The organism is Staphylococcus sp. HMSC063A07, from assembly GCF_001836955.1.
In the GTDB taxonomy this organism is placed as follows: Bacteria; Bacillota; Bacilli; order Staphylococcales; family Staphylococcaceae; genus Staphylococcus; species Staphylococcus lugdunensis.
In genome coordinates this window covers 25,488-40,603 of the sequence record NZ_KV830932.1, presented here as the reverse complement: position 1 = coordinate 40,603, position 15,116 = coordinate 25,488, and the positions used below count along the sequence as shown (strand labels likewise).

13 protein-coding genes are annotated in these 15,116 nt (G+C 34.6%); 12 read left to right on the top strand and 1 reads right to left on the bottom strand.

Annotated features, from left to right (window positions below; genetic code table 11):
• Positions 1–32: 32 nt before the first annotated feature.
• The 12 genes from smc (at position 33) to rplS (ending at position 12,261) form a co-directional block, all read left to right on the top strand.
• A complete protein-coding gene (gene smc / locus HMPREF2597_RS10155) occupies positions 33–3,602 on the top strand; it encodes a chromosome segregation protein SMC (protein WP_002478300.1) in 3,570 nt (1,189 codons plus the stop codon).
• On the top strand, positions 3,599–4,822 hold the full coding sequence (gene ftsY, locus HMPREF2597_RS10150; protein WP_002478299.1) for a signal recognition particle-docking protein FtsY: 1,224 nt from the start codon (positions 3,599–3,601) through the stop codon (positions 4,820–4,822). The genes smc and ftsY overlap by 4 nt, the downstream gene beginning before the upstream one ends.
• On the top strand, positions 4,815–5,147 hold the full coding sequence (locus HMPREF2597_RS10145; RefSeq protein WP_002459313.1) for a putative DNA-binding protein: 333 nt from the start codon (positions 4,815–4,817) through the stop codon (positions 5,145–5,147). Before ftsY ends, HMPREF2597_RS10145 begins: the two co-directional genes overlap by 8 nt.
• Before the next feature lie 17 nt (positions 5,148–5,164).
• A complete protein-coding gene (gene ffh, locus HMPREF2597_RS10140; protein ID WP_002459312.1) occupies positions 5,165–6,532 on the top strand; it encodes a signal recognition particle protein in 1,368 nt (455 codons plus the stop codon).
• A gap of 304 nt (positions 6,533–6,836) precedes the next feature.
• Positions 6,837–8,213 (top strand): AMP-binding protein, encoded by a 1,377-nt coding sequence (locus tag HMPREF2597_RS10135; protein WP_012990868.1) that lies wholly within the window; start codon positions 6,837–6,839, stop codon positions 8,211–8,213.
• Positions 8,210–9,355 (top strand): acetyl-CoA C-acyltransferase, encoded by a 1,146-nt coding sequence (locus tag HMPREF2597_RS10130; protein ID WP_002478296.1) that lies wholly within the window; start codon positions 8,210–8,212, stop codon positions 9,353–9,355. Before HMPREF2597_RS10135 ends, HMPREF2597_RS10130 begins: the two co-directional genes overlap by 4 nt.
• Positions 9,324–9,698, top strand: a complete 375-nt coding sequence (locus tag HMPREF2597_RS10125; RefSeq protein WP_002459309.1) for a hypothetical protein — start codon at positions 9,324–9,326, stop codon at positions 9,696–9,698. The genes HMPREF2597_RS10130 and HMPREF2597_RS10125 overlap by 32 nt, the downstream gene beginning before the upstream one ends.
• The gene (locus HMPREF2597_RS10120; protein ID WP_002459308.1) at positions 9,688–9,948 is read left to right on the top strand and encodes a hypothetical protein; all 261 of its coding nucleotides are present in this window, start codon (positions 9,688–9,690) and stop codon (positions 9,946–9,948) included. Before HMPREF2597_RS10125 ends, HMPREF2597_RS10120 begins: the two co-directional genes overlap by 11 nt.
• 214 nt (positions 9,949–10,162) lie before the next feature.
• Positions 10,163–10,438 carry a 30S ribosomal protein S16 gene (gene rpsP / locus HMPREF2597_RS10115; protein ID WP_002459307.1) on the top strand — a complete coding sequence of 92 codons (276 nt, stop codon included), beginning with the start codon at positions 10,163–10,165 and terminating at the stop codon, positions 10,436–10,438.
• Between the two features lie 129 nt (positions 10,439–10,567).
• Positions 10,568–11,068: a ribosome maturation factor RimM gene (rimM, locus tag HMPREF2597_RS10110; protein WP_002478295.1), complete on the top strand. Its 501-nt coding sequence runs from the start codon at positions 10,568–10,570 to the stop codon at positions 11,066–11,068.
• Entirely contained in the window at positions 11,068–11,805 is a 738-nt protein-coding gene (gene trmD / locus HMPREF2597_RS10105) for a tRNA (guanosine(37)-N1)-methyltransferase TrmD (RefSeq protein ID WP_002459305.1), read from the top strand. Before rimM ends, trmD begins: the two co-directional genes overlap by 1 nt.
• 105 nt (positions 11,806–11,910) lie before the next feature.
• Positions 11,911–12,261: a 50S ribosomal protein L19 gene (rplS, locus tag HMPREF2597_RS10100; RefSeq protein WP_002459304.1), complete on the top strand. Its 351-nt coding sequence runs from the start codon at positions 11,911–11,913 to the stop codon at positions 12,259–12,261.
• A gap of 246 nt (positions 12,262–12,507) precedes the next feature.
• Here rplS and HMPREF2597_RS10095 read toward each other — a convergent pair whose 3' ends face one another.
• Positions 12,508–15,114 (bottom strand): YfhO family protein, encoded by a 2,607-nt coding sequence (locus HMPREF2597_RS10095; RefSeq protein WP_002478294.1) that lies wholly within the window; start codon positions 15,112–15,114, stop codon positions 12,508–12,510.
• Between the last annotated feature and the right edge of the window lie 2 nt (positions 15,115–15,116).

Sequence of the window (15,116 nt, the reverse complement as noted above, 5' to 3'; positions counted from 1 at the left end):
TTAACAACGAGGTAAAGATTGAGGAGATTAACATGGTTTATTTAAAATCAATAGATGCCATTGGCTTTAAATCATTTGCAGAACATACAAATGTACAGTTTGATAAAGGCGTCACTGCTATCGTAGGGCCAAATGGAAGCGGTAAGAGTAATATCACCGATGCGATTAAATGGGTGTTGGGTGAACAATCAGCCAAATCTTTACGTGGTTCTAAAATGGAAGATATTATTTTTTCTGGTGCAGAACATCGTAAGGCACAAAATTTTGCTGAAGTAAAACTACATTTGGATAATGCCAAAAAAGATTTGCAAATAGATGCAGATGAAGTCGTTGTCACTCGACGTTTATATCGCAGTGGTGAAAGTGAATATTTTTTAAATAATGAGCGTGCTAGATTAAAGGATATTGTAGATTTATTTTTAGATTCTGGGTTAGGTAAAGATGCTTTTAGCATTATTTCACAAGGTCGAGTTGATGAAATTTTAAACGCGAAACCAATAGATCGTCGTCAAATTCTTGAAGAATCTGCAGGTGTATTAAAGTATAAAAAGCGTAAGGCAGAGTCAGTTCAGAAACTTGATCAAACTGAAGATAACCTCACACGTGTGGAAGATATTCTATATGATTTAGAGGGACGCGTTGAGCCTTTAAAAGAAGAAGCTGCCATCGCAAAAGAATATTTGCAATTGACGAAAGAAATGAAAGAAAGCGATGTAATCGTTACTGTTTATGATATCGATACTTATACTGAAGACAATGAGCAGTTGGATGGACGCTTGAACGAGCTAAAAAGTCAACAAGCTCAAAAGGAAAGCAGTCAAGCACAAGTAAAACAACAATTACAAAAATATAAAGGTACTCGTCAACATATAGACAATCAACTGGAACAGTTAAATAAAGATTTAGTACAGACAACTGAAGATTATGAAAAATTTTCTGGTCAATTGAATGTACTTGAAGAGCGCAAAAAGAATCAGTCGGCTACCAATGCCCGTTATGAAGAAGAACAGGACAATTTGCAACAACAATTAGACAAGCTAAAGATAGAAGAACAGCAAGCAAAGGAACAACTTGAAACACTAAAAAAGAAACAAAAAGAGTTAAATTCAATAATTCAAACGTTAGAGAGTCAGTTATATTCTTCGGATGAACAACATGATGAAAAATTAGAGAACATCAAAAACGACTACTACGCTTTGATGTCTGAACAATCAGATGTCAACAATGATATTCGCTTTTTAGAACATACAATTAGTGAAAATGAAGCTAAAAAATCACGTCTTGATTCACGATTACTAGAAGCGTTTAACCAATTAAAAGAAATACAAAATGATGTGGCAGAAACTACAAAAGCATATAAGCAAGCTAAATCAAAGTTAACCCATGCTGAAAATGAAATTAAACGCCTTGAGCAACAAATGACCCAAGCTAAAAAACGTCAAACAGAACAAGAAAATCAATTATATCAAGCCTATCGTTATACAGATAAGTTAAAGTCAAGAATTGATAGTTTAGCTATTCAAGAAGAGGATTATACTTATTTCTTTAATGGGGTCAAACATGTGCTAAAAGCGAAAGATAAAGCATTAGATGGAATCCATGGTGCTGTAGCCGAAGTTATCCAAGTACCTTCGCAATTAACTCAAGCGATAGAAACGGCTCTAGGTGCTTCACTTCAACATATTATTGTGACATCTGAACAAGATGGGCGTCATGCAATTCAATATTTGAAGCAACGTAACTTAGGACGTGCAACGTTTTTACCGCTGAATGTGATACAACCTCGCCGAGTTGCGCAAGAAATTAAACAAACTGCACAACAAGCAGAAGGGTTTGTGAATATTGCTGCAGATGCGGTTAATGTTCATGCATCATATCGCAATATTGTTGAGAATTTATTAGGAAACACGATTATTATTGATAATTTAAAACACGCGAATGATTTGGCTCGTCAAATTCATTATCGGACGCGTATTGTGACGTTAGAGGGAGATATTGTTAACCCAGGCGGCTCTATGACTGGTGGAGGCGCTCGTAAAACGAAAAGCATATTGACCCAAAAAGATGAATTAAGTCAAATGCGTGCACAACTACAAGAATATGAAAGACAAACTCAACAATTTGAACAAGCGTTACAACAACAGAAATCGCAAACTGAACAGTTAGGTAATCAATATTTAGAAGTAAGTCAACAGTTTAATCAATTCAAAGCGCAAGTACACAATTACGAATTATCATTAGACCGCTTAACAACACAAGAACAACATTTAAAAGATGAACATGAAGAATTTGAGTTTGAGAAAAATGATGGCTACCGAAGTGAAAATAGTCGTCAAACCTTAGTAGAGAAACAACAGCGTTTACAGACAATACAAACAAAGTTAACTCAATTAGAAAATGACATTGAGCATTATACGCAATTAACAAAAGAAGATAAGGCATCAACGACTCAAACACAGCAAACATTGAACCAAAAACGTTCAGATCTTGCAGTTATCAAAGAGCGAATTCAAACGCAACGTGATGCTTTAGAACGTCTCACACAGCAACAAGCACAAACAACAAAAGAAATGACCAATGTTGCTGACAAAATTAAATTATTTAATTCAGATGAGATGATGGGGCAAGAAGTATTTGATAAATTACAAGCTCAAATCAACGATAAGCAACAAGAAAGAACCATATTAAACGATAAATTAACGGAACTTAAAGAACAGCGACAATTATTAAATAATAATATTGAAGACAGTGAACAGCAATTACAAAGCTATCATCAAGATATTTTATCAATAGAGAGTTATTACCAAGATATTAAAGCAAAGCAATCTAAACTTGATGTGCTGATTAATCACGCAATTGAACACCTTAATGAACAGTATCAATTGACTGTTGAGCGTGCACGTGATTTATATAAAGCTGAAGAGCCGATTGAGTCATTGCGTAAAAAGGTTAAACTTACAAAAATGTCTATCGATGAACTAGGACATGTCAATATCAATGCAATTGAACAATTTGAGGAACTCAATGAACGCTATACCTTTTTAAATGAGCAGCGTACCGATTTAAGAGAAGCTAAAGAAACACTGGAACAAATTATTTCAGAAATGGACCAAGAGGTTGCAGGACGCTTTAAAGCAACATTCCATCAAGTACAAACACATTTTACAAACGTCTTTAAATCGCTATTTGGTGGTGGACATGCTAAGTTAGAATTGACCGAAGATGATTATTTAGCAGCAGGTGTAGATATTATTGTGCAACCGCCAGGTAAGAATTTACAACATCTATCTTTACTTAGTGGTGGTGAACGTGCATTAAGTGCGATTGCTTTACTCTTTGCAATATTGAAAGTTCGTTCTGCACCTTTTGTTATTTTAGATGAGGTTGAAGCAGCGCTTGATGAAGCTAATGTTATTCGCTATGCCCGGTATTTAAATGAATTATCAGATGAAACACAGTTTATCGTTATTACACATCGTAAAGGTACGATGGAATATGCTGATAGACTATACGGTGTTACGATGCAAGAATCTGGGGTATCGAATTTAGTTAGCGTAAACTTAAACACTATAGATGAAGTAATGAAGGAGGAACTAGAATGAGTTTTTTTAAAAAATTAAAAGATAAGTTTTCTAGTAAGCCTAATGATGATAAAGAAAGAGATTTAACAGATAAAAGTGATGAGGAACAACAACTCTCATCAGATACATCGGCCGATAGTCCAGCTGATTCAGAACCAGCTAAAAAGAAACCGAGAAAATTGAGCGAAGCTGATTTTGATGAAGATGGCTTAATATCAATTGAAGACTTTGAAGAAATTGAGGCACAAAAAATTGGTGCTAAATTTAAAGCTGGTCTTGAAAAGTCACGACAAAATTTCCAAGAACAATTAAATAATCTTATAGCACGCTATCGTAAAGTAGATGAAGATTTCTTTGAAGCTTTAGAAGAAATGCTAATCACTGCTGACGTTGGTTTCAATACGGTAATGCAGTTAACTGATGAATTGCGTACGGAAGCACAACGACGTAATATTCAAGACACAGCTGATTTAAGAGAAGTAATTGTTGAAAAAATTGTCGAAATTTATCATCAAGAGGATGACCAATCAGAAGTGATGAATCTCGAAGATGGTCGCTTGAATGTTATTTTAATGGTTGGTGTTAATGGTGTGGGTAAAACAACAACTATTGGTAAATTAGCATATCGTTATAAAATGGAAGGCAAAAAAGTAATGCTCGCTGCTGGAGATACATTTAGAGCCGGCGCTATTCAACAACTTAAAGTATGGGGAGAACGTGTTGGCGTTGATGTTGTAAGCCAAAGTGAAGGTTCAGACCCTGCAGCTGTCATGTATGATGCTATTAATGCAGCGAAAAATAAAGGCGTGGATATTTTAATTTGTGATACGGCTGGACGTTTACAAAACAAAGCGAACTTGATGCAAGAATTAGATAAAATGAAACGTGTTATTGGTAGAGCTGTGCCAGGTGCACCGCATGAAGCATTACTATGTCTGGATGCTACGACAGGACAAAATGCGTTATCACAAGCCCGTTCATTCAAAGAAGTTACAAATGTATCAGGTATTGTGCTTACGAAACTTGATGGTACTGCTAAAGGTGGTATCGTCTTAGCCATTAGAAATGAATTGCATATTCCAGTGAAATACGTGGGTCTAGGTGAACAACTTGACGATTTACAACCTTTCAATCCTGAAAGCTATGTATATGGTTTATTTGCTGATATGATTGAACAAAATGAAGAAATACCTGAGCAACAACAAGAAACAGCAGCTAATGAGGGAAATAACCATGAGTGATTATGATTTAGTCAAAACGTTACGCATGAATTATTTATTTGATTTCTATCAAGCATTATTAACCAAAAAACAACGCAATTACTTGGAACTCTTCTATTTACAAGATTTTTCATTAAGCGAAATTGCGGATACATTTGAAGTGAGCAGGCAAGCAGTTTATGATAATATAAGAAGAACTGGTGATCTAGTAGAAGATTATGAGCAGAAGCTTAAACTATATGAAAAATTTGAACAACGACGTCAACTATACTATCAAATGAAGCAAGTCATACATCAACCAGATAAAGTAAAAGACTATATTGAACAATTAGAAGAACTAGAATAAATAAGGAGGGCAATATCATGGCATTCGAAGGATTGTCCGAGCGATTGCAAGCCACGATGCAAAAAATGCGTGGTAAAGGAAAAGTAACAGAAGCTGATATTAAAACAATGATGCGTGAAGTACGACTCGCATTGTTAGAAGCAGATGTTAACTTTAAGGTTGTAAAACAATTTATTAATACTGTGTCAGAACGCGCATTAGGCTCAGATGTCATGCAGTCATTAACGCCTGGTCAACAGGTAATAAAAATAGTCCAAGATGAGTTAACACAGCTCATGGGTGGTGAAAATACGACGATTAAAATGGCAAACAAACCACCAACTGTAGTGATGATGGTAGGTTTACAAGGTGCAGGTAAAACAACTACTGCTGGTAAATTAGCCCTTTTAATGCGTAAAAAATACAATAAAAAGCCAATGCTTGTAGCAGGAGACATTTATCGTCCAGCTGCTATAGATCAGTTACAAACAGTGGGTAAACAACTAGATGTTCCAGTATACAGTGAAGGTGATCAAGTTAAACCACAACAAATTGTTGAAAATGCTTTAAAACATGCCAAAGAGGAACATTTAGATTTTGTCATTATCGATACAGCTGGTCGTTTGCATATCGATGAAGCATTAATGAATGAATTACAAGAAGTTAAAGCGATTTCTAAACCAGATGAAGTCATGTTAGTTGTCGATGCAATGACAGGTCAAGATGCAGTTAATGTAGCACAATCATTTGATGAACAGCTAGATGTAACTGGTGTGACATTAACAAAGTTAGATGGGGACACACGCGGTGGTGCAGCGTTATCTATTCGTTCAGTGACACAAAAACCAATTAAATTTGTCGGTATGAGTGAAAAAATGGATGGACTAGAGCTGTTCCATCCTGAACGTATGGCTTCACGTATTTTAGGTATGGGTGATGTTCTAAGTTTAATAGAAAAAGCGCAGCAAGATGTTGATCAAGAAAAAGCGAAAGATTTAGAGAAAAAAATGCGTGATTCCTCATTTACGTTAGAGGATTTCTTAGACCAATTAGATCAGGTGAAAAACTTAGGACCGCTAGATGATATTATGAAAATGATTCCTGGTATGAACAAGATGAAAGGTATGAATAAGTTAAATATGGACGATAAGCAAATTGACCATATTAAAGCAATTATTCAATCCATGACGCCAATGGAAAGAGCAAATCCTGCAACGTTAAACGTATCACGTAAAAAGCGAATTGCTAAAGGTTCTGGACGTTCATTACAAGAGGTCAATCGTTTAATGAAACAATTTAATGATATGAAGAAAATGATGAAACAATTTACTGGTGGTGGCAAGGGTAAAAAGGGTAAACGTAGCCAAATGCAAAATATGCTAAAAGGTATGAATTTACCATTTTAAACCCATTAAAATCAGTCTGGAAATAAATAATTGTTAACAAGTTGAAGCAGGCAATTTCTATTAATTTTCAATAGAAATTGCCTGCTTCTTTTTTTATATTAACCGCTATTAAAACAATGTTCAGTGCTTTTAACTACTATCATAGGAGCATAAAGACGATTTTTAATTTCAAATCATTTTATGCGCTTATTTTGGAATTATGTCCCCATTTGTAATCTTAGTATGTTTTTTTAGCCAAAAAGTAATAGCATCATGTATAATTGTAAACACGAAATTATTTATAGTTAACAATATGGTGATGATAATGATTGAAACAATGACAAAAATAACGCAATATAGTAAAACACAACCTCATAATCGTGCATTAATCATAAATAATAATCATTTAACATATAAAGAACTTAATCATAAAATAATACAAGCATGTGGTGAGATGCCTTACTCGATACATAATAAAAGAGTAGGCTTAATGCACCCATCGTCAATGGTGAGAATAGTACATTATTTTATGGTGCATCAACTTGGAGGTATTCCAGTAATGATGAATTCGCAATGGCATCAGTCTATGGTTGCTGATGTAACAACTCAATGTCATATTCATATGATTATTGATGCTTCAGGCTATCATAAAACGGAATACTATGATGATGATACGTTAATACAACAGCCTAATCAGTTATTGCACATTGGTTTTACTTCAGGGACAACAGGGTTACCAAAAGCTTATTACAGAAATGAACCTTCTTGGATAGCGTCTTATAAAATGAACGAAACACTCATCAGTCAAAATCATGATGTTTTAGTGGCACCTGGGCCAATAGAGCACTCATTAACACTTTACACATGTATGTATGCACTTTATAGTGGGCGTACTTTTAGCGGGCAAGATGATTTTGATGCTAAGCAATTAATTCAATCACTTGAATCCACAAATCAGGCAACAATGGCCTTATTTGTTGTACCTACCATGTTGTCGACAATCCTTACTTATGACTTGTCGCATATTTCAATAGGCACGATATTGAGCAGTGGCGCAAAATTATCTACATCACTTTATCGTCGTATTCAAGATATAATGCCATCGGTTCATGTTGTAGAATTCTTTGGTACTTCTGAAGCAAGTTTTATCAGTTATAACTATAACCGTCATGCGCCATTAGATTCGGTTGGAAAGATATGTGAAAGTGTTGATATAAAGTTGACACACGTAGATAAACAAGGCATTGGTATGTTATCCATTAATAGTAAAATGGCTTTCAGTGGCTATATAGATCATACAAACTACAATCATATTGATTGGCTAGAGACGGGAGATTTTGCTTATGTGGATAAACAAGGCTTTCTCTATTTAATGAGTCGGCACAATGAACGTTTAATCATTGGTGGTAACAATATTTATCCGGCACGTATTGAACGGCTGTTACATAATCATCCGGATATAGATGAAGCAATCATCATTGGTAGACCGCATGCTAAATTTGGTGAAGTAGCAGTTTTGCTTTATACGGGAGAGGTTGCATTAACTTACCAAGATATTCGACAGTATTTAATTTCAAAAGTGACAAGATATGAAATACCTTCAATCGTACAACGTGTTAAAGAAATGACTTATACAGAAAGCGGTAAAATAGCACGGCATATGATGCAAGAAAAATACATAAAAGGGGAATTATCTACATGAGAGAAGCCGTTATTGTTGCAGCCAAACGCACAGCATTTGGTAAGTATGCGGGTCAACTTAAACATTTAGAACCAGAACAATTATTACTTCCACTATTTCAATTTTATCAGAATAAATATCCCAATATATGTGGTCATATTCAGGATGTTATCATTGGTAATACAGTAGGGAATGGAGGTAATGTGGCACGTAAATCATTGTTGACGGCAAATTTAGAATACGGCATACCTGGTTTAACATTGGATCGCCAATGTGGTTCGGGGTTGGAAAGTGTCATTTATGCATGTCGGATGATTCAATGTGGTGCAGGGTCAGTATATCTAGCTGGTGGCGTTGAAAGTACAAGTCGTGCGCCTTGGAAAATTAAAAGACCTCAATCAGTTTATGATACTAACTTACCTCAATTTTATGAGCGTGCTTCTTTTGCACCTGATAATCAAGATGTTTCAATGATTCAAGCGGCTGAAAATGTAGCGCAACATTATCATATAAGCCGTGATGAACAAGATGAATTTGCTTTTCGCAGTCATCAGAAGACTGCATCCTTTTATCAAAACGGTAAAATTAAGAAAGAGATTGTTCCGATTCACTCAAAAGGACAAACTTTTGCGCAAGATGAAAGTTTAAAACCACGATTAACACCAGCTAAATTTAGTCGATTTAAGCCACTTTTGCCAGGAGGAACGGTAACTGTAGGAAATAGTTGTATGAAAAATGATGGTGCAGCTTTGATATTGGTCTTAGAGAAACAACTCGCAAAACGATTTGGATTTAGCGAAGGACTCGTCTTTAAGCAAGCTGTAACAAAAGGTGTTGATCCAACCATGCTAGGCATTGGTCCAGTTGCTGCTGTCCAACAATTATTAACACAAACGCCTTTTTCTATAAATGATATTAATACATTTGAAATTAATGAGGCATTTAGTTCACAGGTATTAGCTTGTCAGCAACAATTACATATACCTATAGATAAACTCAATATTTGGGGAGGTGCGATAGCGACTGGTCATCCATACGCAGCGAGTGGTGCAGCGCTAATAACACGCTTATTTAATATGGAAGATAAGATGACGAGCATTGCTACAATGGGCATTGGAGGAGGAATGGGTAATGCGGCCCTCTTACAACGAGAACACTTTTAAAACCATTCAATTTATTGAAGCGGATGTACGTGCATATTGCGCTTTATTCCAACAACAATATACCGGCAAAGTACCTGTATTGATGTGTGCACAACTATGGCCTCATTTTGATTTATTTAGCCAGTTTCTTAACGATAAAATCATATTAACTGAAACTCGTGTGGCTAAAAATAAAGAGTTAATTGTCGATCAGTCATACCATGCACATTTAACGTGTATATCACAACGTCAAATCAAGAATATTACAAAATATCAGTTTTGTTTACAGCTTATTATACAAGAAGAGGTATGTGTTGAAATTGAGCAAACCTTTATTAAAGAAGGTGGTAGCGGTGCAGTTTGATTCAAAGATGGTACACACATATTTAAGGCTTGTTCATGATAAAAATCCATTACACTCACATATTGTGCCAGGACAACTTGTTTGTGAATATATTTTTCAAAATTATCAACTGACATGGTCTTCCTTCAAAGTAAAATATCAACGACCTATTCAGATTAATGAAAAATTATATATACAAAAAGAGCAGCAATCGGTAAAAGTATTCAATCAGCAACACGAACTAAAATTAATCATTTATAATAGACTTTAATAAGCGATGGCATTGAGATAATATTATCTTCAAATTTAACAGATGATTTAAGCTTTATGATAACAACACTTTTAATAGCACATTGGTCAAAAAAGTGAGATACATTTACAGAGTTAAAATTGGTAAAGAAAAAACTCTTTACAAAGTATAATAGACCTGTTAATATTTATTCTTGTAGAAAATAAATATTGAAATTTAAAGGAGCGTTTTATCAATGGCAGTTAAAATTCGTTTAACACGTTTAGGTTCTAAAAGAAATCCATTTTATCGTATCGTAGTAGCAGATGCACGTGCACCACGTGATGGACGTATTATCGAACAAATCGGTACATACAATCCAGCACATGTTAATGCACCAGAAGTTAAAATCGATGAAGAATTAGCATTAAAATGGTTAAAAGATGGTGCAAAACCAACAGATACAGTTCATAATATTTTATCAAAAGAAGGTATTATGAAAAAATTTGACGAACAAAAACACGCTAAATAATTAGCTTGTACTATAATTGCTGAATTTTATAAAGGCCGGGACAAACATAACTGTCTCGGCCTATTTTAAAAAGGTAAAAGTATATAGTTAGCGGCATTCATAACTTTAATGACCGAGGGAGCGAAGATAATGCAAGTTGAAGTTGGACAGATTGTAAATACGCATGGTATTAAGGGCGAAGTAAAAGTAAAATCTCATTCTGATTTTACAGATACGCGTTTTCAACCAGGAGAAGTATTAACCTTAAAGCACAATAACGACAATGTTGAGTTAACAGTGACATCATATCGTATTCATAAAGGCTTCCACATGCTAAAATTTGAAGGATTTGATAATATCAATGATGTTGAATCATATAAAGGTGACTATTTGTATCAAGAGCGAGATCATGAAGGCATTGAATTAGCAGAGCATGAATTTTATTATTCTGACATCATAGGATGTACGGTTTTTAATGGAGAAATACCTATTGGGCGTGTCACAAATATTATTGAAACCGGTGCGAATGATGTCTGGGTAGTAAAAGGCGATAAGGAATATATGATTCCTTATATTGCTGATGTAGTTAAAGATGTTGATATTGAAAATAAAACGATTATGATCACACCGTTAGAAGGGTTGTTAGATTAATGAAAATTGATTATTTAACGTTATTCCCCGAAATGTTTGAAGGCGTGCTTAACCATTCGATTTTAAAACGTGCACAGGATAAAGGAATCATCAATGTGAATACAATTAATTTTAGAGATTATGCAGTCAATAAACATAATCAAGTTGATGACTACCCTTTTGGTGGTGGGCAAGGTATGGTGCTGAAGCCAGAACCTGTGTTCAATGCAATGAAAGATATTCAGCATAATGATGAGACACGTGTTATCCTGATGTGTCCTCAAGGGCGTCCATTTACACAAAAGATTGCGCAAGAACTAAGCTCGACTGAGCATATTGTCTTTATTTGCGGTCATTACGAAGGATATGATGAACGTATTCGAGAACATCTTGTTACAGATGAAATTTCTATGGGTGATTATGTCTTAACAGGTGGTGAGCTACCAGCTATGACTATGACGGACGCTATTGTGCGCTTAATTCCTGGTGTCCTTGGTAACCAACAATCTCATCAAGACGACTCGTTTTCAGATGGCTTACTAGAATTCCCGCAATACACGCGTCCAAGAGAATTTCAAGGTATGACTGTACCCGACGTATTATTATCAGGAAATCATGCACACATTGAAAAATGGAGACATAAACAAAAACTTATACGCACATATCTTAAGCGTCCGGATTTATTAATGGCTTATCCTCTAAGTGAACAAGATAAAGAAATAATAGAAAGCTTTAAAAAGCAATTGAAAAAAGGCTGACCATGTGCTAACATAGTTTAAGTGTGAAAAGACACTAAAAATCACTATGATCCGCTGCTATACTTTTGTCTAGGCAAGAACATAGGTTGAAGGAGAGAAATTATAATGAGTAATCATAAGTTAATTGAAGCAGTAACAAAATCACAATTACGTACAGATTTACCTTCATTCCGTACAGGTGACACTTTACGTGTACACGTACGTATTATTGAAGGTTCACGTGAACGTATCCAAGTTTTCGAAGGTGTTGTAATTAAACGCCGTGGTGGAGGAATTTCTGAAACATTTACAGTTCGTAAAATTTCTTCAGGTGTTGGTGTGGAACGTACTTTCCCATTACACACGCCAAAAATCGAAAAAATCGAAGTTAAACGTCGTGGTAAAGTTCGTCGTGCTAAATTATACTACTTACGTAATTTACGTGGTAAAGCTGCTAGAATCCAAGAAATTCGTTAATCAGCATATCGAAGGTAATGATAAGACAAGGGTTAGTGTAATGCTTGTCATATACAAGAACTTCCAGCCTCATGTATGGTTTGCAGAGGCTGGAAGTTTTTCAATTTGAAATAGGCTATAAAAGTGCTCATAGAATAAAAAGTCACAGATACATGTTAATATTTAGTCCTATAATAAGGAGCGGAACAGACTTGATTATGAATCTGTGCCGCTCCTTATAAATTTTAGGTTTTCTGTCCCGGTTTGTTATACTTTTCTTTTAACCCAAAAACGAAATGCAATACTTAAAAATATTCCAAGTATACTCATGATGAAAAGTAAATGCCAGTGTGGAGGTGTATAGGTTAATCTGATATGTGTGTCTCCTTTGTTAACTGGAATTGCTGTCATAATACCATTCACTTTCTTAACATCTTCGTGGCGACCATTTACAGTAGCCTTCATGCCATCTGCATAAACCATAGGGAGAACGACATAGCCAGATGTTGATTTTGATTTCGAAATCGTATAACCGTTTTTATTTTCTTTTACACTAACAGCTTTTAAGTCTTTTGCTGATTGTTGCAAGGACGAGTAATCTTCGCCATATATTCCTTTAACTGATAAGCGATAAGTTCCTTGAGATAGATGTATATTTAGCTTATCAGCCGCTTTTACACGCATCGTGACGGGTGTAACAAAACGACGATATTTGTATGTTAATTCATTACGATTTTGCGCATATTCATTTACACCAACTTCATGATTTTTATCAGGTGTGAGCAACTCAACATCCATTTCAACATATAAATCTTTATATTTTTTAGCTACGTTTTTAGGTAAGGTATACGTAACGCCACCGTTATTTTTATCTACTTTTAAATGAGAATGATTTTGCCAAGTTGCATTATGAGTAGACCGCTTTGCTTCATCTATTAAATTTTGATTAGCTTTAAACGCTGTGTTTGCTTTAATTGAAGCATCGCTAGGGACGATGCCTTGTAACATGGCTTGCTCTCTATCTAACGGTGATTTTAAATCAGACGCATTAAATACTTTATTTGTTACATGGGCTGCAGGATAGTTTATTGTGTTTTTAGAATGGATTAATGTATCATTACCGTATTTAATAGTGTCTATCTTTTTAAATCCATAGGGTATATTGAGATCATTTGGATGTCTAAAACGATCTTGAACATTCCAGAGTGCTTCTAAATTCGCACGATTACTCAAATAACGATATGTACTATTTTTATCAACCGGCATATTGATTTGCATAAGATGATCATAGTAGTTTAAGATACTTCCATCAAAAATACTTGAATATAAGGATATGCCGTTATAATGATAAATAAATGGTGAGTTTAAAGCATAGAATGACATATAATCAATACGATGTAGTGGATTGTTATTTTTGTGATTAATCTGCTGAATTACTTTTGCAAGCTTCGTATTATAATAACTTGGATCTGTGATCGTTGACATCGTCGTTGAGTATGGACCTATCGTACGTTTACTTGATTCAATTGTCATCACGACTTGTTGAACAAAGAAGATGACAACGATACCAAGTAAAACCAATGGATGATAAAGCCATTTTTTTCTCCAAACTAACAAGGCTAAGATAATAATAAGTATGAGTGAGATTAGCATCCAATTGACAAAATGTTCCGCAAATAGATATCGACATAAGCCAAAGATAAATACAGGAATAGCAGTAAAGCAATACTGTTTTATCGATAATTCTGATATATGTTGGATATATAAAGCCATTAAAGCACTTGTTGAAAGCACTAAGAAGTATACCCAACGCCTTTGAGGCAATGAAAAGCCATTAAATGCGCTATCAAAATATTGTGTTAATGATCCGATTAATAAAAACCAAGTGATGATCGCGAATAATTTATAATAATAATGCTTATACAACTTGAAGCTTAACAAAGCGACAAGTGCAATAATCGAAATTGTGATGTAAAAGCCATTAGAAAAAATATAATAATTATCCTGTGTTAAATCGGTAAACAGACTGATTTTAAAATCAGAGTTTTGTTGTCTGTCATTATTTAAAAAGGATGATACTCCCGTATAAAAGCCAATGATACTTGAAAATAGTGCTAGTATCGTACCAAACATAAGTAGATAAAACTTTTGCCAACGTGTAACGATATCATAGCGATATTCAAAAATAATACGTAATAAGAAATATATTCCTAAAACAATCGCTTGATAATAACTAAAATAGAAATTAGAAAATAATGTTATAGCTATTGCGACGATAAAAACGCCTATCTTACCACGTTGAAAAAATCTTTCCATCCCCCACAATGAGAGTGGTAAAAAAATTAATAAATCTCCATAAAATGACCACGTGAAATTATAATAAAGACCAACAGTTGATGCGCCATATAAAATCGTGGCTATCATCAAGGGTGCTTGTTTTAATTTTAAATATCTAAAATAATAAAATGCACAAATAAATGTCAATAGTGAACGACCTAAAGCAACAATAAGTTGATTGAATGGCCAAAATCCAATGACATGAGGATTCCAATGTAATAAGCGTTCGCCCAACCATATCATGATAAAGTTACACCACATTGTTGGCGATAGCGAATAATAATAGGCAAGACTTTTAACATAATCGCCACCCAAACCAAATGAGTGATCATAAAATCCTTTTAATTGTGTGTAATGTTCATATAAATACATTTGAAAAGGCATCATTTGTCTAAAACCATCACCAACACCACTAAATACATATCCCTTACTTATCCAATCTTTAATAAAAGGAAAATAAATGATTAGTGTTGCTATAAATGAGATTAAAGTGATCATTACAAATGTCTTCATCGCTTGAACAGTTCTTTTTTGCATCA